The 23,847-nt window shown below is 72.9% G+C and carries 24 protein-coding genes and 1 other RNA gene; 15 read left to right on the top strand and 10 right to left on the bottom strand.

Annotation, left to right across the window (positions count from 1 at the left end; translation table 11 throughout):
- Positions 1-75: 75 nt before the first annotated feature.
- From B9L22_RS15540 to B9L22_RS15525, 4 genes are read right to left on the bottom strand one after another with little or no spacing between them, the layout of a single operon-like run.
- Entirely contained in the window at positions 76-564 is a 489-nt protein-coding gene (locus B9L22_RS15540; RefSeq protein WP_086151071.1) for a VOC family protein, read from the bottom strand.
- Positions 530-1,435 (bottom strand): helix-turn-helix domain-containing protein, encoded by a 906-nt coding sequence (locus B9L22_RS15535; RefSeq protein ID WP_198947315.1) that lies wholly within the window; start codon positions 1,433-1,435, stop codon positions 530-532. Before B9L22_RS15535 ends, B9L22_RS15540 begins: the two co-directional genes overlap by 35 nt.
- A 17-nt stretch (positions 1,436-1,452) precedes the next feature.
- The gene (locus B9L22_RS15530; RefSeq protein WP_086151070.1) at positions 1,453-3,165 is read right to left on the bottom strand and encodes a SulP family inorganic anion transporter; all 1,713 of its coding nucleotides are present in this window, start codon (positions 3,163-3,165) and stop codon (positions 1,453-1,455) included.
- Positions 3,162-3,608, bottom strand: coding sequence for a metalloregulator ArsR/SmtB family transcription factor (locus tag B9L22_RS15525; RefSeq protein ID WP_086151069.1), 447 nt, complete (start codon positions 3,606-3,608; stop codon positions 3,162-3,164). Before B9L22_RS15525 ends, B9L22_RS15530 begins: the two co-directional genes overlap by 4 nt.
- Positions 3,609-3,698: 90 nt before the next feature.
- On the opposite strand from B9L22_RS15525, the gene B9L22_RS15520 reads away from it, so the two are divergent.
- From B9L22_RS15520 to B9L22_RS15510, 3 genes are all read left to right on the top strand, one after another.
- The gene (locus tag B9L22_RS15520; RefSeq protein WP_086151068.1) at positions 3,699-4,676 is read left to right on the top strand and encodes a Nif3-like dinuclear metal center hexameric protein; all 978 of its coding nucleotides are present in this window, start codon (positions 3,699-3,701) and stop codon (positions 4,674-4,676) included.
- An 80-nt stretch (positions 4,677-4,756) separates the two neighbouring features.
- Positions 4,757-5,500 carry a zinc ribbon domain-containing protein gene (locus tag B9L22_RS15515; RefSeq protein WP_034653131.1) on the top strand — a complete coding sequence of 248 codons (744 nt, stop codon included), beginning with the start codon at positions 4,757-4,759 and terminating at the stop codon, positions 5,498-5,500.
- Positions 5,497-6,744: a bifunctional RNase H/acid phosphatase gene (locus B9L22_RS15510; RefSeq protein WP_086151067.1), complete on the top strand. Its 1,248-nt coding sequence runs from the start codon at positions 5,497-5,499 to the stop codon at positions 6,742-6,744. The genes B9L22_RS15515 and B9L22_RS15510 overlap by 4 nt, the downstream gene beginning before the upstream one ends.
- Before the next feature lie 57 nt (positions 6,745-6,801).
- Here the strand turns inward: B9L22_RS15510 and B9L22_RS15505 are convergent, their stop codons facing one another.
- On the bottom strand, positions 6,802-7,137 hold the full coding sequence (locus B9L22_RS15505; protein WP_061268605.1) for a TfoX/Sxy family protein: 336 nt from the start codon (positions 7,135-7,137) through the stop codon (positions 6,802-6,804).
- Between the two features lie 104 nt (positions 7,138-7,241).
- The gene (locus B9L22_RS15500) at positions 7,242-8,084 is read right to left on the bottom strand and encodes a YaaA family protein (RefSeq protein ID WP_043653506.1); all 843 of its coding nucleotides are present in this window, start codon (positions 8,082-8,084) and stop codon (positions 7,242-7,244) included.
- Between the two features lie 86 nt (positions 8,085-8,170).
- Between B9L22_RS15500 and B9L22_RS15495 the strand changes: the two genes are divergently transcribed.
- A complete protein-coding gene (locus tag B9L22_RS15495; protein ID WP_085387735.1) occupies positions 8,171-8,554 on the top strand; it encodes a tautomerase family protein in 384 nt (127 codons plus the stop codon).
- A 57-nt stretch (positions 8,555-8,611) separates the two neighbouring features.
- Here the strand turns inward: B9L22_RS15495 and recQ are convergent, their stop codons facing one another.
- Positions 8,612-10,441, bottom strand: coding sequence for a DNA helicase RecQ (recQ, locus tag B9L22_RS15490; RefSeq protein ID WP_086151066.1), 1,830 nt, complete (start codon positions 10,439-10,441; stop codon positions 8,612-8,614).
- 68 nt (positions 10,442-10,509) lie between these two features.
- Positions 10,510-12,588: an AAA family ATPase gene (locus B9L22_RS15485; RefSeq protein WP_086151065.1), complete on the bottom strand. Its 2,079-nt coding sequence runs from the start codon at positions 12,586-12,588 to the stop codon at positions 10,510-10,512.
- Positions 12,589-12,707: 119 nt separating this feature from the next.
- Here B9L22_RS15485 and rnpB point away from each other — a divergent pair.
- Positions 12,708-13,121: RNase P RNA component class A (gene rnpB / locus B9L22_RS15480), an RNA gene on the top strand.
- 660 nt (positions 13,122-13,781) lie between these two features.
- On the opposite strand, the gene puuE is transcribed toward rnpB, so the two are convergent.
- The gene (puuE, locus tag B9L22_RS15475; RefSeq protein WP_086151064.1) at positions 13,782-14,744 is read right to left on the bottom strand and encodes an allantoinase PuuE; all 963 of its coding nucleotides are present in this window, start codon (positions 14,742-14,744) and stop codon (positions 13,782-13,784) included.
- A gap of 146 nt (positions 14,745-14,890) precedes the next feature.
- Here puuE and B9L22_RS15470 point away from each other — a divergent pair, with 146 nt between their 5' ends.
- From B9L22_RS15470 to B9L22_RS15425, 10 genes are all read left to right on the top strand, one after another.
- The gene (locus B9L22_RS15470) at positions 14,891-15,667 is read left to right on the top strand and encodes an FCD domain-containing protein (RefSeq protein ID WP_086151063.1); all 777 of its coding nucleotides are present in this window, start codon (positions 14,891-14,893) and stop codon (positions 15,665-15,667) included.
- 109 nt (positions 15,668-15,776) lie between these two features.
- Positions 15,777-16,919 (top strand): sialidase family protein, encoded by a 1,143-nt coding sequence (locus B9L22_RS15465; RefSeq protein WP_198947314.1) that lies wholly within the window; start codon positions 15,777-15,779, stop codon positions 16,917-16,919.
- 149 nt (positions 16,920-17,068) lie between these two features.
- Complete coding sequence (locus B9L22_RS15460) at positions 17,069-17,698, top strand: hypothetical protein (protein ID WP_086151236.1); 630 nt, start codon at positions 17,069-17,071, stop codon at positions 17,696-17,698.
- Between the two features lie 30 nt (positions 17,699-17,728).
- Positions 17,729-18,526 carry an energy-coupling factor transporter transmembrane protein EcfT gene (locus tag B9L22_RS15455; protein WP_086151061.1) on the top strand — a complete coding sequence of 266 codons (798 nt, stop codon included), beginning with the start codon at positions 17,729-17,731 and terminating at the stop codon, positions 18,524-18,526.
- A gap of 1 nt (position 18,527) precedes the next feature.
- Positions 18,528-19,400, top strand: a complete 873-nt coding sequence (locus tag B9L22_RS15450) for an energy-coupling factor ABC transporter ATP-binding protein (protein WP_086151060.1) — start codon at positions 18,528-18,530, stop codon at positions 19,398-19,400.
- Positions 19,397-20,263, top strand: a complete 867-nt coding sequence (locus tag B9L22_RS15445) for an energy-coupling factor ABC transporter ATP-binding protein (protein WP_086151059.1) — start codon at positions 19,397-19,399, stop codon at positions 20,261-20,263. Before B9L22_RS15450 ends, B9L22_RS15445 begins: the two co-directional genes overlap by 4 nt.
- A 9-nt stretch (positions 20,264-20,272) precedes the next feature.
- A complete protein-coding gene (locus tag B9L22_RS15440; protein WP_086151058.1) occupies positions 20,273-21,280 on the top strand; it encodes an NAD(P)-dependent oxidoreductase in 1,008 nt (335 codons plus the stop codon).
- Positions 21,277-22,263, top strand: coding sequence for a 2-dehydro-3-deoxygalactonokinase (locus tag B9L22_RS15435; RefSeq protein WP_158097219.1), 987 nt, complete (start codon positions 21,277-21,279; stop codon positions 22,261-22,263). Before B9L22_RS15440 ends, B9L22_RS15435 begins: the two co-directional genes overlap by 4 nt.
- Positions 22,260-22,880: a 2-dehydro-3-deoxy-6-phosphogalactonate aldolase gene (locus B9L22_RS15430; protein WP_086151056.1), complete on the top strand. Its 621-nt coding sequence runs from the start codon at positions 22,260-22,262 to the stop codon at positions 22,878-22,880. The genes B9L22_RS15435 and B9L22_RS15430 overlap by 4 nt, the downstream gene beginning before the upstream one ends.
- A 148-nt stretch (positions 22,881-23,028) precedes the next feature.
- Complete coding sequence (locus B9L22_RS15425) at positions 23,029-23,463, top strand: hypothetical protein (RefSeq protein ID WP_086151055.1); 435 nt, start codon at positions 23,029-23,031, stop codon at positions 23,461-23,463.
- Positions 23,464-23,598: 135 nt separating this feature from the next.
- Here B9L22_RS15425 and B9L22_RS15420 read toward each other — a convergent pair.
- A partial coding sequence (locus B9L22_RS15420; RefSeq protein ID WP_233140183.1) for a PfkB family carbohydrate kinase occupies positions 23,599-23,847 on the bottom strand: 249 nt, incomplete at its 5' end.

Below are 23,847 nucleotides of genomic sequence, written 5' to 3'. Positions count from 1 at the left end.
GGCCGCGCCCGACCGGCTTCGCCCGGCCGGCTGCGCCCTACCGGCCGCGCGCGGCGGGCAGGACGCCCGGCGCTGTCACCGACGCGGTTCGCCGCGGTACGTGCCGAAGGACCAGAGGTTCCCCTCGGGGTCCTGGAGCACGAGCTCGCGGCTCCCGTAGTCGGTGTCCCGCAGCGGCACGACGACGCGACCGCCGGTACCCGGCACGCGCTCGCGCAGCCGGGCGTCGAGCGCCTCGATCGCGGCGTCGTCGGGCACGACGGCGTACGTGCCGCACGTCCCCGGCTCGCGCGACCACTCCCGCTCGGGGGAGTGGCTGCCGAGCATGATCCCGCCGCCGTGCGGCCAGTCGAGCTGGGCGTGCGCGACGTCGCGGTCGTCGCCCGCCATGACGGCCGTCGCGACGAACCCGACGACGTCGGTGAGGAACGCGACGAGCGCGCGGGCGTCGCGCGCCTGGAGCGTGGGCCAGACATGGGGGCTCGGTGTCCCGGTCGGCGTCCCGGCCGCGTCGGCGGCGGGGGTGTGGTCAGCGGTGTCCCGGGTGCTCTCGTGGATGCTCATGGTCCCAGGCTGGGCCGTCGGTGTGGCCCCCGGCTTGGATGTTCCCGACCTCCTCCCGGACCCACCCGGTCGGGGTCGTGCCGGCGAACCGCCGGAAGTCGCGCACGAGGTGGGAGTGGTCGGCGTACCCGGCGCTCGCGGCGACGTCCGCGAGCGTGCGGGGCCCGCGGCCGAGGGCGAGGCGCTGCGCCGCGCGACGGGCGGCGTCGAACCGCGCGAGCCCGCGCACCGCGCGCGGCGAGACCCCGAGCTCCGCCCGGAACAGCGTCTCCAGGCGGCGCTCGCCCAGCGCCACGTGGCGGGCCACGTCCCGGACCCGGGCGCGCCCGTGCGTGCGCACGAGCACCCGCCACGCCTCCGCGACCTCGGGGCGCACGCCGTCGCACCGGGCGACGGAGCCACCCGGTGCGACGCCCCCGGGCTGCGTGAGCGCCGCCCGCACGGCGTCGAACGCCGCGGGCCACGAGCCCGCCTCGGCCACCTGCTCGCGCAACCGCTCGGCGACGGGCCCGAGCACCGCGTCCGCGTCCTCGACGAGCCCGAGCTCGGCGGCCCGGACGCCGAGCAGCTCCCGGCACGCGAGGGGGTCGAGGGCGAGCTGCACGCCTGCCTGCTCGGGCGGCTGGTGGATGTACGCAGGCCGTGTGTGCAGCCCGCCGACGAGCGACGCGTAGCCCACCGGGGCGTCGTCCGGCCCGACCGCCGTCGGCACGGCGCCCGCGGTGCTCACGACGAGCGTGAGCCACGGCGACGGCAGGCCGCGGTGGACGGACGGTGTCCCGTCCGTCGTCGCGGTCCGCAGGCGGTAGCCGACCATCGACACGACGCCGGGCGGCAGCGCCGGCGGCAGGGCTCGCACGTACTCGTGCACGGCTCCAGGCTAGGCACTCACGTCGCGGGTCGCAGACCGCGCACCTGCGGGACGTCGGTGCCGCTCGCCGCGCGGCGCACGTGGGAGCGCGCGTGCTCGACGGCGTCGTCGAGCGTGTCGAACAGGTGGTTCTCGTGCCGGAGCTCGGCGAGCGCGCCGACGTTCGTGAGCAGCGCGCGGTGCCGGTCCTGGACGCCCTTGACGAGGACGGTGACGCCGCGCGCCTCGAGACCCTCGATGAGCCCGCCGAGCGCCTTCGCCCCGGTCGCGTCGACCATGCGGAGCTGGGAGAGCCGCAGGACGACGACCGCGACGTCCTCGTGCGCCGAGGCGTCGGTCACCTCGGCGAGCACGCGGTCGGCGGCGCCGAAGAACATGGACCCCTCGAGGCGGAAGAGCGCGACGTGCTCGTCGCCCGGCTCGGCGGGGCTGGGCAGCGGCTCGCGGTGGACCCCGGAGGCGCGGGCGACGGTCCGCAGCGCGAAGAACGCGGCGACGAGGATGCCGATCTCGATGGCCTGCACGAGGTCGAACGCGACGGTGACGACGGCGGTCACGGCGAAGGTCGCCGCGCTGGAGCGCCCGGCGCCGACGACGGAGCGGATCGTGCGCCCGCCGATCATCCGGAAGCTCGTCACCATGAGGACGCCGGCGAGCGCGGCGAGCGGGATCCGCGAGACCGGGCCGGTGGCGAGGTACATGACCGCGAGGATCACGACCGCGTGCACGACGGCGGCGAGCCGCGTGCGGGCGCCGGAGCGCACGTTCACCGCGGTGCGGGCGATGGCCCCCGTGGCGGGCATGCCGCCGAAGAGGCCGCTGGCGACGGAGGCGACGCCTTGTCCGACGAGCTCCCGGTCGGGCTGGTAGACGGAACCGCTGCCGGGCCCGGACTGCACCATGGTCGCCGCGACGCGCGCGGACAGCAGGGACTCGATCGCGGCGAGCGCGGCGATGGCGAGCGCGGCGCCGCCGAGGTCGCGCAGCGCGCCGGGCGTGACCGACGGCAGGACGGGCGTGGGCAGCGACGACGGCAGCGCGCCGATGCGCGGGACGGGCGCGCCGAGCACCTCGACGAGGACGGTGGCGAGCACGACCGCGACGAGCGACGCGGGGATCCCCGCGTGGAGCCGGGGGAGCAGCACCATGGTCGCGGCGACGAGGGCGACGCAGCCGAGCGTCCACAGCACCGGGGCGGCGGGCACGTCGGTGACGGCGGCGCGCACGGCCTCCACCGCGGACACGAGGGTGTTGTGGCCGGGCGCGACCTCGACGCCGACCGCGGCCGGGACCTGCTGGAGGAAGATGATGCACGCGATCCCGAGCGTGAACCCCTCGACGACCGGCCACGGGATGTACGTGACGACCCGGCCGAGCCGGGCGAGCCCGGCGACGAGGACCACGAGCCCGGCGAGGACGGTGACGAGCGCGACGGAGCCGGGGCCGTGCGTGACGACGACCGGCGCGAGCACGACCGCCATCGCCCCGGTCGGTCCGGACACCTGGTGGTTCGACCCTCCGAGGACCGCCGCGACGACGCCGGCGACGACGGCGGTGACGAGCCCGGCGGCGGCCCCGACGCCGGAGCTGACGCCGAACGCGAGCGCGAGCGGGAGCGCGACGACGCCCACGGTGACGCCGGCGAGGAGGTCGGCGCGCAGGGTCCGGGGGCGCAGGTCGTAGTCGGAGCGCCGGGGCAGCAGGTCGCGGACGGCGGCGAGGCGGTTCATGCCGAGGGGGACGACACGGTGGTCGCGTCGAGCACCGCGCGCGCGGACGCGCCGGGCAGGGCCGGGAGCCGCCGCGCGGCCTCGAGCTGGTCGGACGCGCCGGCGAGGTTCGACAGGAGGAAGGCCCGCGCGACGACGAGCAGCTCGGCGACGAGCGGCTCGGCGAGGCGGTACTCGACGGCGTTCCCGCTGCGCGTCGAGGTGACGACGCCCGCCCGGCGCAGCACCGCGAGGTGCTGGGAGAGCTGGGACGCCTCGCACCCGGTGACGTCGAGCAGCACGGAGACGGGCGCGGTGTGGTCGGCGTCGGCGGCGAGGACCTCGAGCACCTGGATGCGCGTGGGGTGCGCGAGGCACCGGAAGAGCTCGGCCTTGATGCGGTAGAGGGGAGCGGTCTCGTCGGTGCCGGGGGCGCCGTCGTCGGGTCGGGGTGGGCGGGGCACGGGTCCTCCGGGCTGCGGGATGATGGATTGCGCAATCCATCAAACCACGGCGAGCGGCGTCCGGCGGCCCGCCCGGGATAGCCTGCCGCCATGACCGCCGCGCCCGACCCGAGCACCGACACGTCTCCCGCGGACCCGGCGGCCGAGGGCGCGGGGCACCCGACGCTCGGCCGCGTCGTGCGGACGCTGGACGAGCTGTACCCGCCGTCGACGGCGGAGGACTGGGACGCCGTCGGGCTCGTCGCCGGCGACCCGGACGCGCCCGTGCGCAAGGTGCTGCTCGCCGTCGACCCCGTCGAGGAGGTCGCGGACGAGGCGCTGGCCTGGGGCGCCGACCTCCTCGTGACGCACCACCCGCTGTTCCTGCGGCCCGTGCACTCCGTCGCCGCGACGACCTTCAAGGGCTCGCTCGTGCACCGCCTCATCCGGGGCGGCTGCGCGCTGTACGTCGCGCACACCAACGCCGACGCCGCGCAGCGCGGGGTCGCGGACGCCCTCGCCGACGCGCTCGACCTCCTGCACCGCGTCCCCCTCGTGCCGCACCCCGCGCCGTCGCCGCACGAGGCGGCCCGCACCGGCACCGGCCGCGTGGGCCGGCTCGCGGAGCCGACGACGTTGCGCGCCTTCGCGGAGCGCGTCGCGCAGGTGCTGCCCCCGACGGTGCAGGGCGTGCGCGTGGCGGGCGACCTCGACGCGCGCGTCGAGTCGGTGGCGGTCGTGGGCGGGTCCGGCGACTCGCTGTTCGACGCCGTGCGTGCGAGCGGGGCCGACGTCTACCTCACCTCCGACCTGCGCCACCACCCCGTGTCCGAGCTGCGCGAGCGCGCGCGGCTCGACGGCGGCGAGGCAGGGACGCCGTTCCTCGTCGACGTGCCGCACTACGCCTCGGAGTGGCCGTGGCTCCGCTACGCTGCCGAGGACCTCGTGCGCGTCCTCGCGCGCTCCGGCGCGGCCGTGGAGACGCGGGTTAGCACGCTCGTCACCGACCCGTGGACGGCGCGGTTCCCGTCTGCACCCGCCGACCCCGCAGCCGACGCCGGACCGCCCCGCGACACCGCGCAGGGCTGACGCCCGCCGCGCGTCGACCCCCACCCGTCCCCACCGACCCGCACGCCGGCCCCGTCCGGGGCCCACGAAAGGAACCACCCGTGGCCACTGCACCGCCCGCCGACCAGCTCCGCCTGCTCGACGTCCAGGAGCTCGACACGCGTGCCCAGCAGCTCGCGCACCAGCGCAAGAACCTGCCGGAGCACGCGCGCATCGCCGAGCTCGACGCCCAGCTCGAGGACCTGCGCGGCAAGCTCGTGGAGTCGCGGACCGCGGTGAGCGACCTCCGGCGCGAGCTGACCAAGGCCGAGGGCGACGTCGAGCAGGTGCGCACGCGCGCCGCCCGCGACCAGTCGCGCCTGGACTCCGGGCAGGTCGGGGCGAAGGACGCGCAGGCGCTCGTCGCGGAGCTCGAGTCGCTCGCCCGCCGGCAGGGCGTCCTCGAAGAGGTCGAGCTCGATGTCATGGAGCGGCTCGAGGCGCACGAGGAGGCCCTCGCGAAGCTCGAGTCGGCGCACGCCGAGCTCGAGTCCGCCAAGGCCGAGGTCGTGGCCGCGCGCGACGCCCGGTACGCCGAGCTCGACGCGGAGGCCGCGCAGGTCGCGGGGCGGCGCACGGACGCCGTCGCTGGCCTCGACGCGGGCCTGCTCGCGCTCTACGAGCGCGTGCGCGACCAGAACGGCGGCCGCGGCGTCGTCGCGCTGCGCGGCCAGCACGTCGACGGGCTCAACGTCTCGCTGAGCCCGGCCGAGCTCGCGGCGATCACGTCGGCCGCGCCCGACCAGGTGGTGCGGCTCGAGGACTACGGCCACATCGTGGTGCGGCCGGAGGGCGCCGGCGCGTGAGCGGGGCGAGCGGTCGGCAGCTCGTCGTCGAGGCCGACGGCGGCTCGCGCGGCAACCCGGGGCCCGCGGGCTTCGGGGCGCTCGTGCGCGACGCCGCGACCGGCCAGGTGCTCGCCGAGCGGGCCGCGTACCTCGGCACGACGACGAACAACGTCGCCGAGTACTCGGGCCTCGTCGCCGGGCTGCGCGCCGCCGCGGAGATCGACCCGGCCGCGCACGTGACGGTCCGGATGGACTCGCGGCTCGTCGTCGAGCAGATGTCGGGGCGCTGGCAGATCAAGCACGACGACATGCGCCGCCTGGCGGCCGAGGCCGCGGCGGTGCTCCCCGCCGCGCAGGTCACCTACGAGTGGGTGCCGCGCGCGCAGAACGCGGCAGCCGACGCCCTGGCCAACGAGGCGATGGACACCCGCGGGACCGTCGTGCGCGATCACGACCCCGCGGACACGTCGGAGGTGCCGTCCGGCGCCGCGGCCGACCCCGCGGCCGTCCCCGTGGACGGGACGACCCTCCCCGCCGTCCCTGAGGGCGCGGCGGTCGACACGCCTGCCCGGCCGTCGGGCGCCACCGTCCGGTTCGACGACGCGCCCGCGCTCACGGTCGTGCTCGTGCGCCACGGGCAGACGCCGCTCACCGTCGCGGGCGCGTTCAGCGGCTCGTCGGTGCCGGGACCGTCCCTCACCGCGCGCGGCCGGACGCAGGCCGCGCAGGCCGCGGACCTGGTGTTCCGGATCGGTCGCCAGGCGTGGCCCGACCTGCCCCGCCCGTCGGCCGTCGTCTCCTCGCCCATGGTCCGGGCCCAGGAGACCGCGCGCGCCGTCGGCCGCCGCCTCGGGGTGCCCGTGACGACGGACGACCGGTTCGCCGAGGTGGACTTCGGCGCGTGGGAGGGGCTCACGGCCGCGGAGGTGGACGCCGGGTGGCCCGGCCTCCTGCCCGCCTGGTACGCGACCGGGACGACGCCGGCCCCGGGCGGCGAGTCCGCCGCCGACGTCGGCGTGCGCGTCCGGCAGGGGCTGCGCGACCTCGTCGACACCGTGCTGCCGGGTGCCGGGCCCGCGGGCCGCACCGTCGTCGTCGTGGGCCACGCCGTCCAGGTGCGGGCCGCGATCGGGACGTCCGTGGGCGCGCCGCCCGAGCAGTGGTCGCGGATCCGCGTCCCTCCGGCGTCGGTGAGCATCCTGCGGTTGTGGGCCGACGGCACGAGCGAGCTCACGGCCCAGGGCGTCCCGAGCGACCTCTGACCCGGCCGAGGTAGAGGCCTGGTAGCGCGAGGTAGAGGCATGGTCGTGACCGCGGCTCTACCTCGGCGGCCTCGGACGCGCGGTGCGGGCGGACTGGAGACCGGTCTCCACCCAGGCGTCGAGCTCGCGCGTGTCCGCCAGGCGCGGACCGTCGACGACGACCCACCCCGCCATCGTGCGGGTGCCCATCGTCATCGGCCGGGCGCCGCGCTCCAGGGCGGCGGTGCGTCCGCCCGTGCCGACCCGCACCATGAGGGCGTCCCCGGAGATCGCGACCGCCATGCGCCCGTCGACGAGGAACGCGAGGCCGCCGAACATCGTCCGCTCCTCGAACGGGGCGCGGGGCGCCAGCACCGCGCGGACGCGGTCGGCGAGGTCCTGGCTGACGGCCATGGATCCACTGTGGACCCCTGCCCGTCCCGGCGCAGTGGCACGCGGCGCCGGCCCGGGCCGACCACCGCGCCGGACCGCTCGCCCGGACCGCTCGGGCGGACCGCTCAGGAGATGACGAGCTCGAGCGTGCGCGGCCCGCTGCGCGTCGTGGCGTCGTGCAGGGTCGCCTCGATCAGCCGGTAGGTGAGGCCCGAGCCGACCTCGGTCCCGATCACCGTGCCGACGAGCTCGCGCGCGGCGTCCAGCAGCCCGGCCGCGGACGACGGCGACGCCGCCTCCCGGCGCACGAGGTGCCCGGCGAGCACGCCGCGCGTGTGCTTGGCGTTGTGCGAGACGACGGTCCGCTTCCCGGCGTGCTCGCGCACGACCCGCACCGCGACCCACTCGGCCGCCCGCGGGCCCGATGTCCGCGGCTTCCACGCGCCCACGTACGTCGCGGACCGGCAGTCCACGACGACGTCGCCCGCGGCCCGCTCGTCGAGCACGGGGGCGAGGTGGGGCCGCCACGCCGTGGCGAGCTTCCCGACGCCCGGCAGGTCCACCGCCATGGAGAGCCGGTACGCCGGGACCCGGTCGGCGGGGGAGAGCGCGCCCCACAACCCCGACACGACGCGCACGTCCTCGCGGGCCCGACGCGCGGGCTCCCCGCCCGCGGCGAGCGCCCCCGCGAGGTCCGCGGCGCCGTACAGCACGCCCGTGTACACGTCGGCTGCCGGACCGGCCGGGGCCGAGCGCAGCACGGTGTTGCGCCGCACCTCCTCGGCGAGCCCCGGCGTCGTGCCCAGGACCTCGTGGGCGTCCGGCCGGGCGCTCGCGGCGGCGAGCGCGTCGAGGACCGTCACGCGGTGCGCGGTGAGCGCGGGGGAGGTCAGGGTGTCGAGGTCGACGGGCGGGGCGCCGTCGGGCGCGGGGGTCTTGCCCTCGGACGGGGGGAGCAGCACGAGCATCGGGTCACTCTACGAGCGCGCGCGACGTCGCCGCCGCGGGTGACCGGGGCCGACGGCGTGGGGTGCGTCACGGCTACGCTCGCCCGATGGCCCAGGTGAAGATCTACGGACGGCGCAGCGTGTGGGGCGCGCGGCGGACGGAGGTGTCCGACGCGCTGCACGACGCGCTCGTGCGCGCGTGGCAGCTCCCGCCGGACAAGCGGTTCCACCGCTTCCTGCTCCTGGACGACGACGACCTGGTCGCCCCGCGCTCGGACGCGTACCTGGTCGTCGAGGTCGTCTGCTTCACGGGCCGCACGCGCGAGGCCAAGCGCGCGCTGGTCGCGGCGCTGTACGACGACGTCGTGCCAGCCCTCGGCCTGACGGTGGACGACGTGGAGCTCGTGATCCTCGAGAGCCCGCGCGAGAACTGGGGCATCCGCGGGGTCAGCGGCGACGAGCTCGCGCTGTCGTACCGCGTCGACGTCTGACACGCTCGTCCCCTGCCTCGGGCGGCGGGGGACGGTCCGAGCCCGGTGTGCGGCCGCTCAGCCTGCCTCGACGACGACGGCCAGCACCGCGTCGCCGTACCGGGCGAGCTTGTTCTCGCCGACGCCGCTCACCAGCGCGAGCCGCTCGAGCGAGCCGGGCCGGGCGGTCGCGATCCCGCGGAGCGTCGCATCCCCGAACACGATGTACGCGGGCACGCCCTGGGTCTTCGCCTCGCCCGCCCGCCAGGCGCGCAGCGCCTCGAACAGGGGGACGTCGGCCTCGGCCAGCTCGGCGGCGGCGGCCGCCTTCCGTGCCTTCGCCGCGCGCACCGGACGAGCCGGCTCGTGCCGCATCCGGACCTCGCGGCGCCGGGCCAGGACCTCCCCGCTCGCCGCGGTGAGCACGAGCGTCCCGTGCGCTCCCTCGACGGTGAGCAGCCCCTGGGCGAGGAGCTGGCGCACGACGGCCCGCCACTCGTTCTCGGACAGGTCGTCCCCGACCCCGAACACCGACAGCTCCTGGTGCCGGAACCGTCGGACCTTCTCCGTGTCCCGGCCGAGGAGGATGTCGACGACCTGCCCGACGCCGAAGCGCTGCCCGCGCTCGCGGTCCAGGCGGAACACCGTCGAGAGCACCTTCTGCGCGGCGACCGTCCCGTCCCAGGCCTCGGGCGGGGCGAGGCACGTGTCGCACGACCCGCAGGCCCCCGGGTGCTCCTGGCCGAAGTAGGCGAGGAGCTGGGCGCGGCGGCACTCCACGGTCTCGCAGAGGGCGAGCATCGCGTCCAGGTGCCGGCCCAGGTTGCGCCGGTGCGCGGCGTCGCCGTCGGACGTCTCGATGAGCTTGCGCTGCTGCACGACGTCGGCGAGGCCGTAGGCCAGCCAGGCGGTGGACGGCAGCCCGTCGCGCCCCGCGCGTCCCGTCTCCTGGTAGTACCCCTCGACGGACTTGGGCAGGTCGAGGTGGGCGACGAACCGGACGTCGGGCTTGTCGATGCCCATGCCGAAGGCGATCGTCGCGACCATGACCACGCCGTCCTCGCGCAGGAACCGGGACTGGTTCGCGGCGCGCACCGACGCGGGGAGCCCCGCGTGGTAGGGCAGCGCCTGGATCCCGTTCTCGACGAGCGTCGCGGCGGTCCTCTCGACCGACGCGCGCGAGAGGCAGTAGACGATCCCGGCCTCCCCGGCGTGCTCGGTGCGCAGCAGGTCGAGCAGCTGCTTCTCGGGCCGGTCCTTGGGCACGATCCGGTAGGTGATGTTGGGGCGGTCGAAGCTGGAGACGAAGTGCCGCGCGCCCTCCAGGTCGAGGCGCTGGGCGATCTCGGCGCGCGTCGCGGCCGTCGCCGTCGCGGTCAGCGCGATGCGGGGGACGGACGGCCAGCGCTGGTGCAGCACCGACAGCTCGAGGTAGTCCGGCCGGAAGTCGTGGCCCCACTGGGAGACGCAGTGCGCCTCGTCGATCGCGAACAGCGCGATCGGCGCCCTGTCGAGCAGGTCGAGGGTGGCGCGGCTGCGGAGCCCCTCCGGCGCCACGTAGAGCAGGTCGAGCTCACCCGCCACGAGCGCGCGCTCCACGGCGCGGCGGTCCTCCGAGGACAGCGTGGAGTTGAGGAACGCGGCGCGGACGCCGAGCGCCGCGAGGGCGTCCACCTGGTCCTGCATGAGGGCGATGAGCGGGGAGACCACGACGCCGGTCCCTGGACGGACCAGGGCGGGGATCTGGTAGCACAGCGACTTGCCCCCGCCGGTCGGCATGAGCACCAGGGCGTCGCCGCCGTTGACGACGGTGTCGATGACGGCCGCCTGCTCACCCCGGAACGCGTCGTACCCGAAGACTCGCCGGAGCACGTCGAGCGCGGGGTCGGTCGCAGTCGCTGTGGCCACCCGGGCACCCTACCGAGGAGTCCCGACACGACGGTCCCGGCGCGTCCGCCCCACCGCCGGGGCGCCCGTCACGGGCGGCGGAGCTCCGCGGGCAGGTCGTCCCGGTGGCGGACGGCGAGCGACGTCACCGCGCGGGTCAGGCAGACGTACAGCCGTCGCAGCCCCGTGACCCGGTCGGGCTCGCCCCGGACGACGCCCTCCGGGTCGTCCAGCACGACGTGGTCGAACTCCAGCCCCTTCGCGAGCGACGCGGGCACGAGGTCGAGGCGCGCGTCGAACTCGACCGCGCCGTCGTCGTCCGACGCCTCGCCGACGACCGCGAAGGCGAGGCCCGCCGCGGTGAGCGCCGCGCGCGCGGCGTCCGTGCCGGCGTCGGGCACGATCAGCCCGACCGACCCCTCCCGGGCGAGCGCCGTGCGGACCAGGTCCACGAGCGGCCCGGTGGTGAGGACGAGCTCGCCCCGCGCCCGGCGGACGGCGACCGGCGGGTCGAGGTCCGGCGCGATCTCGGGCAGCAGGCGGGCCGCGTACTCGATGACGTCGCCGGGGACGCGGAAGCCCGCGGTGAGCTGCTCCACATGGCCGTCGGGCTTGCCGAGGTGCGTCAGCGCGTCGGTCCACGAGGAGACCCCCCACGGCGTCGTCGCCTGGGCCAGGTCGCCCAGCACCGTCAGCGAGCCGGTGCGCGCCCGGCGCCCGAGAGAGCGCAGCATCATCGGCGACAGGTCCTGCGCCTCGTCCACCACGACGTGCGCGACCGACGCGCCGCGGGCCAGCAGGTCCGCGACCTCGTCGAGCAGGACGAGGTCGGCCAGCGTCCAGCGGGCCGTGCCCGGCGTCCGGGACGGTCGGGCCGGGCGCAGCAGCTCCTGCTCGGCCGGGGTGAGGACGCCGTCGGCGCTCGCGGCGAGGAACGCGGGGTCGACGAGGAGCCGGTGCAGCAGCGCCGTCGGCGTGACCTTCGGCCACACCGCGGCGGTGTAGTCCCGGACCGGGCGGGTGCGCGCGAGCGCGTCCCACGCCCGCTCGTCGAGCGCCTCGCCCGACTCCTCGATCTGCACGAGGATCCGGTGCGCGAGCGCGTGCCGCAGGTGGTCGCGACCGGCGTCGAAGCGCGGCTCCCGGCCGACCACCTGCGCCACGCACTCGCGGGCCTCGTGCGCGGCGACGCGCCAGCGGCGCGCACCGCGGGGCAGCACGAGCGCCTCGGACGGCTCGACGAGGTGCGACCACACCGCGCGGCGGAGCACCTCGGCCATGCGCCCGTCGCCCTTGAGCCGCGCGACGTCCGCAGGCTCCGTCCCGCGCAGGCGGCCGTGCGCCGTGACGATCTGCTCGACGGTGGTCTGGGTCGCGTCGACCTCGCCGAGGGCGGGCAGCACGTCGCGGATGTACCGCAGGAAGCTCGCGTTGGGCCCGACGACGGTCATCCCGGCGCGGCTCACCCGCTCGCGGTGGGAGTACAGCAGGTACGCGGCGCGGTGCAGCCCGACGGCGGTCTTGCCGGTGCCGGGCGCGCCCTGCACGACGACGGTCCGGTCGATCCCGCTGCGCACGATGACGTCCTGCTCCGGCTGGATGGTGGCGACGATGTCGCGCATCGGCCCGGTACGGGGCCGCTCGATCTCGGCCTCGAGGATCGCGGAGGACTCCGCGCCGGGACCCGGGGCGGTGAGCGACTCGTCCTCGAAGCCGGTGAGGGCGCCGCGCTGGAAGCCGTAGCGGCGGCGGACGGCGACCCCCATCGGCTCGGTGCGCGTGGCGCGGTAGAAGGGCGTGCTCACCGGGGCGCGCCAGTCGACGACGAGCGGGTCGCCCTCGGGGTCGGAGACGTGGCGGCGGCCGATGTGGAAGACCTCGGCGGGCTCGTGGCCGGTGCCGTCGAGGTCGATGCGTCCGAAGAAGAGCGGGACCTCGGGGTCGTCGGCGAGCTGGGCGAGCCGACGGGCGAGCGCCGCCTCGAGGTACTCGGCGCTGACCCGGTCTCCCGCGAGCGCGTCGAGCGACCCGGCCCGCTCGCGCATGCGGGCGAGCTGCCTGCGGGCGTCGGCCAGGAACTCCTGCTCCCGGGCGAGCTCGGCCGACGTGTCGGGGGCGGGTGCCGCGCTCGGGGCGTCGGGGGCGGACGGTTCGGCGGTGGCGGGCACGACAGACCTCCGGGAGCGGGCTTCGAGGGGGGCGGGCCATCCTACGGGGCACGACCCGCCGCCGGGACCGGTCGCTGGTCCGCCGAGCCGCCCGGGAGCGGTAGCCTTGCTGGCGCGGACGAGTCGGTCGGACGGTCGCGTCGGGAGGCCTCGTGCCTCCTGCCGAGGAACGTCCGGGCTCCGAAGGGCAAGGTGGTGGGTAACGCCCACCCGGGGTGACCCGCGGGACAGTGCCACAGAGAACAGACCGCCGCGTCGGGAAGGGCTCCGGCCCCGACCGCTGCGGTAAGGGTGAAACGGTGGTGTAAGAGACCACCAGCGGACCGGGTGACCGGTCCGGCTCGGTAAACCCCACCTGGAGCAAGGTCAGACAGACTGTGTCTGAGGGCTGCCCGCCCGATTCTCCACGGAGAAGCACAGTCGGGTAGACCGCTCGAGCCCTGCGGCGACGCAGGGCCTAGATGGATGACCGTCGCCCGCGCGAGGGTGACCTCGCGCGGGAACAGAACCCGGCGTACAGACCGACTCGTCCGCATTTATGCCTCTGACCTGCGGTTATGCATTGGCCGGTAGCAAGAACATCACAGAAACAGCACAGCGGGCCGTCCGCATCGGACAAACTGGAGGTTCAGTTGCGGTCTTTGGCGGTGTCACATCCTCCAGGCAGCCTGCAGGCCGGGTGCGGGTGCCGCGATGGAGTGGCTTCGGCAGGGAAGCTCACGTGCTCGTCGTCGGTTCGCTCGTGCTGTGGCGGGGCGCGAGAGGGTCAGCTGTTTGCCGTGGCCACCCGCCAGGACCGAGCGATGACCGATGGTCACAGCGCGGACTCATACGTTGGAGCGGCGGCGTGGCGGGGGGCGACAGCGGTGCACGCTGGGCCTTGTAGAAGTCGTGAGGCGACGCGTGCTCCGGCCCACCGGTGGGCTTGGTCGTCGAGCCACACGAGCGGTCGCCCGCGGTAGATGCTCTTGAGGGCTCCAGCTTTCCATGCGGCACTGTCTCGGTCCCTGGCCTCGCCGAATCGAGGGCTGGTGCGGTTGTTGCCCCAGGCGGTGGCGACGGGCAGGGCGGGTATGGCGAGCTGGGGTGCGATGTAGGTGTTCGCGGCGGGCTCCCGCGTGGTGGCCCAGACGAACTTCCGTCCCATGGTCGAGCATTTTCCCGCATGGCCACCTGGTGTGCACGACTGCTGCCTAGGACATGTCGGCGAGGGGGTCGACGCTGTTCGGTAGCCAGTTCTTTGCCGGGTGGACCGATCGCCAGTGACGCGCGATGTCGATGCGTCGCGCGACCCACACATCGGGGTGGCTGGCGACCAGGCCAAGGAAGCGCTTGAGGTCGGCTGCGCGCCCGGGCCGCCCGGAGATTCGCAGGTGGAGGCCGATGCTCATCATCTTGGGGCTGTCGGCACCCTCTTCGAGAAGCTGCTCCAGGCCGCGGGTCAGATATGCGGAGAAGGACTCGGACTGGAAGCCGTAGGTGTTGACGTACCGTCCGTCGTTGTTGTCGAGCGTGTACGGGACGACGAGCTGGGCGATGCCGTCGACGTCGACCCAGTAGGGCAGGTCGTCGCTGAACGAGTCGGAGTCGTAGAGGAATCCGCCGTGCTCGACGACCAGGCGGCGGGTGCTGTCGCTGTTGCGACCGGTGTACCACCCGGCGGGCGGCTCTCCAGCGACATCGGTGTGAGTGCGGACGGCCTGCGCGATGTGGTCGCGCTCGATGTCGGAGCTCACCTCGGCGTAGTTGATCCAGCGCAGCGAGTGCGACGCGATCTCCCAGCCGGACTCCTGCGCGGCCGCCACGAGGCCCGGGTTGCGCCGCATCGACTCGGCGATGCCGAAGACGGTGACGGGCAGCGAGTGCTCGGCGAACAGGCGCTGCAGGCGCCAGAAGCCAGCACGAGTCCCGTACTCGTACTGGGACTCGACGTTGAGGTTCCGGCGCCCTGCCAGTGCCGTCGTCGGCTCCTCGGTCAGGAACGCCTCGGATGCAAGGTCGCCGTGCAGCACGTTGTTCTCCCCGCCCTCCTCAAGGTTGATGACGAACGAGACGGCGACCTTCGCCCCGCCCGGCCACCCCGCGTGCGGAGGGCGCCCGGCATAGCCGGCGAGGTCGCGCGGGTACGGCTGCTCGGTAGGGTGCGTCGTTGTCATCGCGTGTCTCTCCGTAGGGGTGCCGTCGGTCGCTGATGGCACCGACTAGAATGCGTGGTGTTCGTTAGTCACATCTGACCAACATCGGCCAACGATGGCCCTGACTCGCCATCCGCGTCAAGCGGACGGGCCGGGAGAGGACACACATGAACGATCGCGAAGGCGCGATGCTCGCACTGGCGCACGCCATCTCGACGTCGGACGCTCCCGTAGGCACGCGTAACGCTCAACGCGAGCTCGCGGCACGCGGGATGGTCCTCAGCGAGTCCTCCGTGTCTCGCCTCTTGCGCGAGATGGATCGGCGCGGGTGGACCGCCCCGGCGGGGACGAAGGGGCGCACTCTCTCAGCGGAGGGGCGGCGGCGCGCTGCGGAGGCAGTCCTGGCTGAGCGGACGTCGGACTCGCTGCAGCACGCGGTGCGCGATGTCCAGGATCTGCTCGACCTGCTGCGGGCACGCCAGGCGGTCGAGAGCGCTGTTGCCGCCGACGCGGCCCGGAATCCCGGCGCGGAGGGGGTGGCCGAGCTTCGGCGGCTGTGCTCCGACCACGCTGATGCGGTCGGGAGCATGCCGATGATCGAGCAGCCTGGGCTTCAGTTCCACCGCGGCGTGGTGGACCTCGCGAGCAACAGGATGCTCAAGCTCGCCGCTGACATGATGCTCGCTCCGCACCTGGACCGGGTTGAGGCTGTGCTCGACGCCATCTTGTCCACCCGCCGCGACGAGGAGCGCGTCGTCGCCGAGCACAGGGACGTCCTCGACCGCATCGAGGCTCGCGACCCCGCGGGTGCACAGGCGGCGATGGAGGCGCACTTCGACGACATGATCGCGGCCGCGGAGAACGCCCTGGTGGGAAGCGGCGGCGCTCTCGTCGAGCGCTTCCTCGGCTGGGTCGAAGCCGTACCCGACACCATCCGACGCTGACCTGGGGAGCGTTAGTCAGAATTGACAGACGCCTCCCCAGGTGTGCAGACTGCCGCCGTCGACGGAAACGACCGTCGGATCGACGACGCAACGACGGCAGGAGCAGATGGTGACCTCAGGCACGATGTCCCCAGCACGGGTGCTGAACAACCCGACCGAGGACCGGTTCCAGGACGAGCACCGCATGTGGCAGGGCATCCCCTCGATCGAGCGGACGGCCGGCGGCCGTCTCTACGTCGACTGGTACACGGGGATGGAGACGGAGACCGGTGGCAACTTCGTCCTCGCAGTAACCAGCGACGACGAGGGCCGAACCTGGGATGGTCCTCGGTTCGTCGTCGAGCATCCCGATCCGCAGGTGCGCGTCTACGACCCGGCGCTGTGGCGCGACCCGGCCGACCGGCTGTGGATGTTCTGGAACCAGAGCCGCGACTTCTTCGACGGCCGGGTCGGGGTGTGGGCGTCGGTGAGCGAGAACCCTGACGACGACACGCCCTCCTGGTCGCCGCCGCGGCGAATCGCCAACGGCCTGCAGATGAACAAGCCGACGGTGCTGTCCGACGGCACCTGGCTCTTCCCGACCGCCATCTGGGCATGCCACGAGCCCACCGAGGACCACCCCCTCGACGGTGAGCGGTTCTCGAACGTGTACGCCTCCACCGACCAGGGCGAGACCATCAGATACAGGGGCAGCGCTGACGTCCCGAACCGCAGCTTCGACGAGCACATGGTCGTTGAGAAGCAGGACGGCACGCTGTGGATGCTGGTGCGCTGCTTCGACGGCGTGGGGGAGTCGTTCTCCACCGATGGCGGACGCACGTGGTCGCCCGGCCGGCGCAGCCACGTGGACGGCCCCTGCTCGCGGTTCCACCTCCGGCGGATGCCCTCAGGGCGCCTGCTCATGATCAACCACGTCGACTTCGGCGAGCGGCGCACCGTCGAGGAGCTCGAGCTGCAGGGCAACGTCAAGGAGTGGAAGGGGCGCACGAACCTCACCGCTCTCCTCAGCGACGACGACGGGGCCACCTGGCCGCACCGCCTGCTGCTCGACGACCGCGATGACGTGTCCTACCCCGACGCGGCGATCAGCCCCGACGGTCAGATCTACGTGACCTACGACCACGACCGGTTCGGCGACCGCGGGATCTACCTCGCCCGCATCACCGAGGACGACATCCTCGCCGGCACCCCGAGCAGCCCCGGCTCCGAGCTCGCCCTGCTCGTCAACCGCGCGCTCGCCCGAGTGCACTGACATAGACCTCCGGATACCGGCACGCGAGCCGGTGCCCGGCCCTGGCCGCAACGCGGCCCCGATCGCTCGTCGGCATGAACGCGCACGGGCGGCCACCAGAAGGTGCTGTCAGCGACGACCGCACCATGACACGTCCCCGGAGGGACACCATGACTCGAGCTCAGCAGACCAAGACCCGCTGGACCGTCCTGCCCAACTGGAAGTTCCAGATCCTCCCGCGTGACACGCGCACGATCATCACGTGCGTGTTCCTCGGACTGACGATGGCTGTCATCCTGCAGATCACCGAGCGCATCGACCTCGCCCTGACCGGCGGGAGCATCCCGATCGTCTCGGCGATCGTCGTGTGCGCCATCTGGGTTCCGTCCGCCGCGTTCTACGGGCTGACAGGCGCCTTGATCACGGCGTGGATCAACCCGATCATCTCCAACCTCACGGCATCCCAGCCGATGGCACCGTTCCTGTTCCTGACGAACGCTGCCCACACCATCCCGGTGGCTCTGCTGGTCTGGGCGCTCAAGCCGCGCGACCGAGGCCTCAAGCTCTGGCAGGTCGTGGTCATCGGCCAGATCGCCGGTCTGTGCGACGCCATGATGTTCGGCATCGGCAACCGCGTGATCCTGCACCTGCCCTGGGACTTCATCACCGTGCAGATCCTCATCGTCCAGCCGTGCTACCTCGTGGGCTCCTTCATCACCTACGGGATCATGCGCCGACTGGTGAACACCGGCCTGGTTCCCAAGGAGCGCGCGACCGCTGGGAGCCTCGATGCGGTGTGACCTGACCATCTCGTCCGCGGGAGGAGCACGATGAGCGGCACGATGCTGTACCGCCCCGGCCGGTCCTTCCTGCACCGCGCCGACGCCCGGGCGAAGCTCGGAGTCATCCTCCTGGTCCTGGCCGTGGCGCTCAGCACGACGCGGCTCGACGTCCTCGTCGCGCTCACCGTCCTGGTCGTCATCGGGCTCGCCGCCCTCGCGCGCATCACCCCAGCCTCCTACTGGAAGGCGCTAGTCCTCATCGTTCCCCTGATCGCGCTGCTGACGCTCCTGCAGGCGCTGGTTCAGGGAGGCCCGGCGCTGATGCATATCGGCTCAGTCTCGCTGTCCCGCTCGGGGGTGCTCCTCGGGCTCGGCATCGGGATGCGGCTTTTCGCGATGGGCATCTGCTTCTACGGGTTCTCCGTCACCACGAGCCCCTCAGACATTGCCCTCGCGCTGGACAAGCTCGGTGTCCCGTACCGGTTCGCTTATCTGACGAGCTTCGCGTTCCGGTTCCTGCCGCTGCTGCAGGACGAGGCGCGCACCCTGCTGACCGCCATGGCCGTGCGCGGGTCCAGCGAGAGCGGCTCCAGCAACCCGTTCAGACGCGGACGAGCGATCGTGCGGATGCTGTTCCCCATGCTTGCGGGATCGATGAAGCGCAGCGGCGACATCGCCCTGTCGATGGAGCTGCGCGGATACGGGCTGCGCGGCACGCGCACGTACTACCGCTCGCCGGTCTTCCGCGCCACCGATGCCGCCCTGCTGCTGTGCACCCTTGTGCTCGCTGTCGCCCTCATCGGCGTGCAGTGGTGGGCCCCGACCCCGTTCCTGGGAGGAACGTGACATGACCACACCAGCAATCGAGGTCGCCGGCCTCAGCGTCCGGTACGACGGCGCCGACCGCCGTGCCCTCGACGAGATCGACCTGACCATCGGACAGGGTGAGATCGTCGGCATCCTCGGCCCGACCGGTGCAGGCAAGTCCACGCTCCTGCAGTGCCTGTCCGGCGTCATCCCCCTGCACGAGCACCACGCGAGCCTGAAGGGAACCGTCCGCGTCCTTGGTCGTGAGCTCTCCGAGTACGACGGGCTGGCCCAGATCACCGAGGACGTCGGGCTCGTCATGCAGGATCCAGAGGTCCAGCTCGTCAACACGGTCGTGCGCGAGGAACTCGTCTGGGGCATGGAGAACCGCGGCGTGCCGGTCCCGGAGATCGAGCGGCGCCTTGCCCGAGCGGCGCACCTGTTCGACATCGAGCGGCTGCTCGACCGCTTCACCCACGCGCTCTCGGGCGGGGAGAAGCAGCGCGTCGTGGTTGCCTCGATCTTCTGCCTCAGCCCGCGAATCATGCTGCTGGACGAGCCCACATCAGAGCTCGACCCGGCAGGAACCGAGAACGTCATGGACGCCATCCGCGTGCTCGCCGACGAGGGCGTGACCATCATCGTCGTCGAGCACAAGGTCGAGGAGCTGGCGGTGTACGCCGACCGGCTCGTCGTCCTCGACGAAGGGCGCATCCGCGCTCTAGGCACCCCGCGAGAGGTCCTTGAAGGGCCGACCGCACCCGAGCGCCCACAGGTCCTGGACGTCGCACTGCGGTTGCGTGAGCAGGGCCTGTGGCCAGGACAGCTGCCGCTGTCCGTCCAGGAGGCGGTCGACACGTGGCGCCGGGCTGACCTGGCCGAGCCGATGCTGCACGAGGGGAGACTGGCATGACGAGCACCGAGACGGTCATCGAGATCGACAACGTCGAGCACACCTACGGCGGAACGAAACGCGCGCTCGCAGGGGTGTCGCTGTCCATCGGCCAGGGCGAGTTCGTCGCAGTGATCGGGAAGAACGGCTCCGGCAAGACGACGCTCGCCAAGCACTTCAACGGCCTCCTGCGACCGACCAATCCCGGCGGCAGCGTCCGGCTGCGCACGCGAGACGGCATCGTGGACACCCGGCGCACCAAGCTGCACCAGCTCGCCTCCACGGTCGGATACGTGTTCCAGAACCCTGACCGACAGATCTTTCACGACACGTGTCGAGAGGAGCTGGAGTACGGGCCGCGCAACCTCGGCGTGGACGAGTCCGCACTCGAGGATCAGGTCACCCGCACCCTCGCCCTCGTAGGTCTCGCCGGGCGCCAAGACGCCAACCCCGTCCACCTGTCGCGTGGCGAGCGCCAGCGGCTTGCCGTCGCCTCCACCCTCGTCATGGGATGCGAGGTCGCCGTCATCGACGAGCCGACCACCGGGCAGGACCGCGCCGAGTCCCGCAAGATCCTCGACGCCCTGGCCCACCATCACGCACTGGGACGCACCGTGGTGATCATCTCCCACGACATGGCCCTCGTCGCCGAGTACGCGACGCGCGTCATCGCGATGCGCGAGGGAGCCGTCCTTGCCGACGGCACCCCAGCAGAGGTGTTCTCCCGCAGGGCAGTGCTCGAGGAGACCAATATCCGCCCACCGCAGGCCGCTGTCCTTGCCGCCGAGCTCGGCCTGCACGGCGTCCTGACCGTCGACGACGCAGTCCGCGCGATGACACGCGAGCGCGCCGCCGCTCCTGTTGCCGACCGGCACCGACCGTAAGGAGAGCCCATGCACTACCTGATCACCGGAGCCAACGGCTTCGTCATGAGCGTCCTCGCGGCGAGAATCCTCGACTCCGAGCCGGACGCTCAGGTCACGGCGATCGACCTGCACGACCCCGACCAGGCAGCTCTCGACAACCTTGGCCCCCTGGCCCAACGCGCCCACTTCCGTGCCGTCGACGTCACCAACGCCGACGCCGTAGCCCAGGCAGTCCGTGAGGCGAGCCCGGACGCGATCGTGCACGGCGCGACCGTCACACACGACGCCCGCAGCGAGGTCGAGAACCCCGCACGATTCACCGGGGTCAACGTCGAAGGGACGGTCAACCTGCTGGACGCCGCACGCCGCCTGCCGCAAGCGCCACGCATTGTCCTGGTCAGCAGCGGCGCGGTCTACGGGTCCTCGCCCGAGACGCTGCTGACCGAGGAGAGCACGCCCCGCCCCGACGAGCTCTACGGCATCAGCAAGTGGGCGAGCGAGCTCGTCGCCCACCGCTTCGCCGAGCTGCACGCTCTACCGACGACCATCACGCGCCTGACGAAGATGTTCGGACCGATGGAGCGACCCACTAGTGGACGGGCGGTCATGTCGCTCCCGTTCCACCTCGCGGCCGCCGCAGTGCGGGGAGAGCCAGCTCGATTGACGGCCCGGACTCTTGAAGCGTGCGGCGACTGGCTCAGCGCCGACAGCGCGACCGACGCGCTGCACAAGGCTGCCCGCCATGGGGGAGACCCCGGCACGACACGCACCCTGAACATCTCCTCCGGCCGACGCACAAGTGTGCGCGAGCTCGTCGCAGCGTTCGGCGTTGACGTGGTCGAGACGCCGCTCGACGTGGCCGAGGCCGACATGGACCCGCGCGACGATCACGGGAAGAACGGGGTCTACGTGTCCGAGCGCGCCCAGTCAGAGCTTGGCTGGTCACCCGGCGACCTTCAGACGCAGGTGTCCCACTACCTCGAGTGGGCCCGCGTCCACGCACATCTGCTCCAGCCTGCCGCTGGTCGGTCGTGACGCCCGGCCTCGTCGCCCTGGACTGGGGCACGACAGCCTGCCGCGCCTACCTCCTCGACAACGCCGGCACGGTGCTCGCACGACGAACGAGCCAGGACGGCGTGGCGGCGATCAGCCGGCGCGCGATCGTTGACGGCCACAGCCGGGAGCGTGCCTTCGAGGACGCCCTGGTGCTGCTGTGCGGCGACTGGCTGGCGCGCACCCCCGGGCTCCCCGTCATCGCCAGCGGCATGGTCGGCAGCGACCAAGGCTGGCAGCACACGCCCTACCTGCCGCTACCGATCGACCTCGCGCGCGACGACGTGCCACTGACCGCAGTGCGCACCCGGATCGCGGACGTGCACCTGCTGCCCGGGGTGACGTCGTCGCGTGAGTCCTTGACCGAGGTAGCCCGGGGAGAGGAGACCCAGGCGCTCGGGACCCTCCTGCAGATCCATCCCGCTGCCGACGAGGAGACCGTCCTAGTCCTTCCCGGGACGCACTCCAAATGGCTGCGAGCGCGAGGCACCCGACTGACCTCCTTAGCGACAGCCTTGACCGGCGAGCTGTACGCAGCCTTGCTCGCGCACACCGTCCTCGGTCACGGTGTGTGCGCGCCGCAGGCTCCGAGCTGGTCGGCGTTCGACCGCGGCCTGGACGTCGCCTGGGGCCATCAGGTCGAAGGCACCGTCCTCACGCTCTTCTCGGCGCGGGCCCTGGTCGTGACGGGCAAGATGCCCGCCGGCGACGCACCGGACTACCTCTCAGGCCTCCTCGTGGGCGCGGAGATCGCAGGCGTCGCAAATGCCGAGCTCAGCTCGCCACATGTCCGGCCCGTCGTCGTGGGTGAGCCGCACCTGCAGGAGCGGTACGTCCGAGCGCTGACGCGGTACGGGACGCAGGCTCGCCTCGTCAATGACGACGTCGCCGCGGGCGGACTGCACCACGTCGCTGTGCGCGTCGGTCTTGTCTCTTCACCTACGCCCGCAGGAGCCCTCCCATGACCTCATCGGCGGATCCGGCACGCCTCGTCGCCATCCTGCGTGGACTGCCGTCCACCGAAGCGCCGACCGTGGGCACCGCCCTTTACAGCGCGGGAATCCGCACGCTGGAGGTACCGCTCACGACACCAGACTCCCTGCGCAGCATCACCGCGCTGCGCTCCTGCCTGCCCAAGGACGCTCAAGTCGGTGCCGGGACCGTCAGGACCATTGAGGACGTGGCTCGAGCGCATGAGGCAGGGGCCTCGCTCATCGTTTCCCCGCACGTCGACCCGGCCGTCATCCGCGCTGCACTTGCACGCTCGATGCGATGCCTGCCCGGAGTCGCGACCATCACCGAGGCTTTCACCGCCCTTGCCGCTGGATCTACCGAGCTCAAGGTCTTCCCAGCCGACCAGGTCGGCCCCAGCGGACTGCGCGCCTGGCGAACCGTCCTTCCCGACGGCATCGCCCTCTATCCCGTCGGAGGCGTGGACGCGACCAACCTTGCCAGCTGGGCCGCGGCCGGGGCGGACGGGTTCGGTGTCGGGGGCTCGCTGTACCAGCCCGGTATAGCCACCGGTGACCTGGTCGCGGGTGCGAAGGCACTTGTTGCCAGCCACCGCGCCAACCGCTGCTGACGGCGACAACCCCAATCAAGGGCATCGGAACCTGCTGCGTAGGTCGGCCATCGGGTTTCTCCCTGTATCGCGAGAGGCAAGCAGGACGTGTGTCGTACGTCCTTTGAAGGCCGACGTCCCTTGAAGGCAGGCTCGCGCAGGAGAGTGAGTGCTGCGCAGGCTGGGAGAACGGGCTGCGCTCGACGGGCGCAGGGCAGACCCATTCGCTCTCGACGCCCTGGACGCTGGACACACTGCCGCGGCACAGGCTCTCAGCGGGTCTTTGGTCGATTCCATCCTCACCGACTACTTCGGCGACGACCGCTACAAGTACACGCCGAACAAGGGCACGCGCACGAAGGACGCCTACGACGAGTTCACCTTCCGGCAGTTCGTCGCTTTCGCCCCGATGTGGCAGGCGTACCAGCAGTTCTATGTCACCGAAGGTGACAAGGTGCCCTCGACGTTCAGCTGCAACGCCACCGCCCACACCGTCAGCCCGCGTCAGTTCAACCGCCGCAACGCCGTTCAGGGCCTCATGTTCGTTTGCAGCCTCCACTACCGTCTGGACGAGGAAGCCGCGGCACTCAACCCGGCGGCCTGAGCGCCAGTTTCGAGCGGCGCGACGGAGCGTCCTTCCAAGTGTGCGACGGGCGATCTACGCCAATCGGTGACACGTACTGACCGGCCGGATGCTCTCGGTAGAGGCGTGGTCTGAGCCTCGCTGTTCGTGGCCATCTCAGGCGTGCCCTTCGCGGTCGGCTTCTCGAGCCGGGGCGAGCTCGGCGCGGCGCGGCGGGTTGGCCCCGGCGCGCGAGACGGTGACGGCGGCGACCGCGACGCAGCGGCGCAGCACGTCGCCGAGCACGGTGGCGTCGATCGCGCGCAGCGCCTCGCGCCGGTCCGAGCCGAGCAGGCCGGCCTCCCACAGGCCGTCGAGGAGCGCGCCCATGAACGAGTCGCCCGCGCCGACGGTGTCGACGACCTC

The sequence above is a fragment of the Cellulosimicrobium sp. KWT-B genome (assembly GCF_002127155.1).
GTDB classification, from domain to species: domain Bacteria; phylum Actinomycetota; class Actinomycetes; order Actinomycetales; family Cellulomonadaceae; genus Cellulosimicrobium; species Cellulosimicrobium funkei.
This window is presented reverse-complemented; position numbering and strand designations above follow the sequence as displayed.

Coding starts and splice junctions, on each gene's coding strand:
- B9L22_RS15440 (WP_086151058.1), top strand. CDS start 20,273: ATGCACTACCTGATCACCGGAGCCAACGGCTTCGTCATGAGCGTCCTC.
- B9L22_RS15505 (WP_061268605.1), bottom strand. CDS start 7,137: ATGGCCGTCAGCCAGGACCTCGCCGACCGCGTCCGCGCGGTGCTGGCG.
- B9L22_RS15450 (WP_086151060.1), top strand. CDS start 18,528: ATGACCACACCAGCAATCGAGGTCGCCGGCCTCAGCGTCCGGTACGAC.
- B9L22_RS15455 (WP_086151061.1), top strand. CDS start 17,729: ATGAGCGGCACGATGCTGTACCGCCCCGGCCGGTCCTTCCTGCACCGC.
- B9L22_RS15445 (WP_086151059.1), top strand. CDS start 19,397: ATGACGAGCACCGAGACGGTCATCGAGATCGACAACGTCGAGCACACC.
- B9L22_RS15495 (WP_085387735.1), top strand. CDS start 8,171: ATGGCCCAGGTGAAGATCTACGGACGGCGCAGCGTGTGGGGCGCGCGG.
- B9L22_RS15430 (WP_086151056.1), top strand. CDS start 22,260: ATGACCTCATCGGCGGATCCGGCACGCCTCGTCGCCATCCTGCGTGGA.
- B9L22_RS15500 (WP_043653506.1), bottom strand. CDS start 8,084: ATGCTCGTGCTGCTCCCCCCGTCCGAGGGCAAGACCCCCGCGCCCGAC.
- B9L22_RS15540 (WP_086151071.1), bottom strand. CDS start 564: ATGAGCATCCACGAGAGCACCCGGGACACCGCTGACCACACCCCCGCC.
- puuE (WP_086151064.1), bottom strand. CDS start 14,744: ATGACAACGACGCACCCTACCGAGCAGCCGTACCCGCGCGACCTCGCC.
- B9L22_RS15460 (WP_086151236.1), top strand. CDS start 17,069: ATGACTCGAGCTCAGCAGACCAAGACCCGCTGGACCGTCCTGCCCAAC.
- B9L22_RS15530 (WP_086151070.1), bottom strand. CDS start 3,165: ATGAACCGCCTCGCCGCCGTCCGCGACCTGCTGCCCCGGCGCTCCGAC.
- B9L22_RS15520 (WP_086151068.1), top strand. CDS start 3,699: ATGACCGCCGCGCCCGACCCGAGCACCGACACGTCTCCCGCGGACCCG.
- B9L22_RS15470 (WP_086151063.1), top strand. CDS start 14,891: ATGAACGATCGCGAAGGCGCGATGCTCGCACTGGCGCACGCCATCTCG.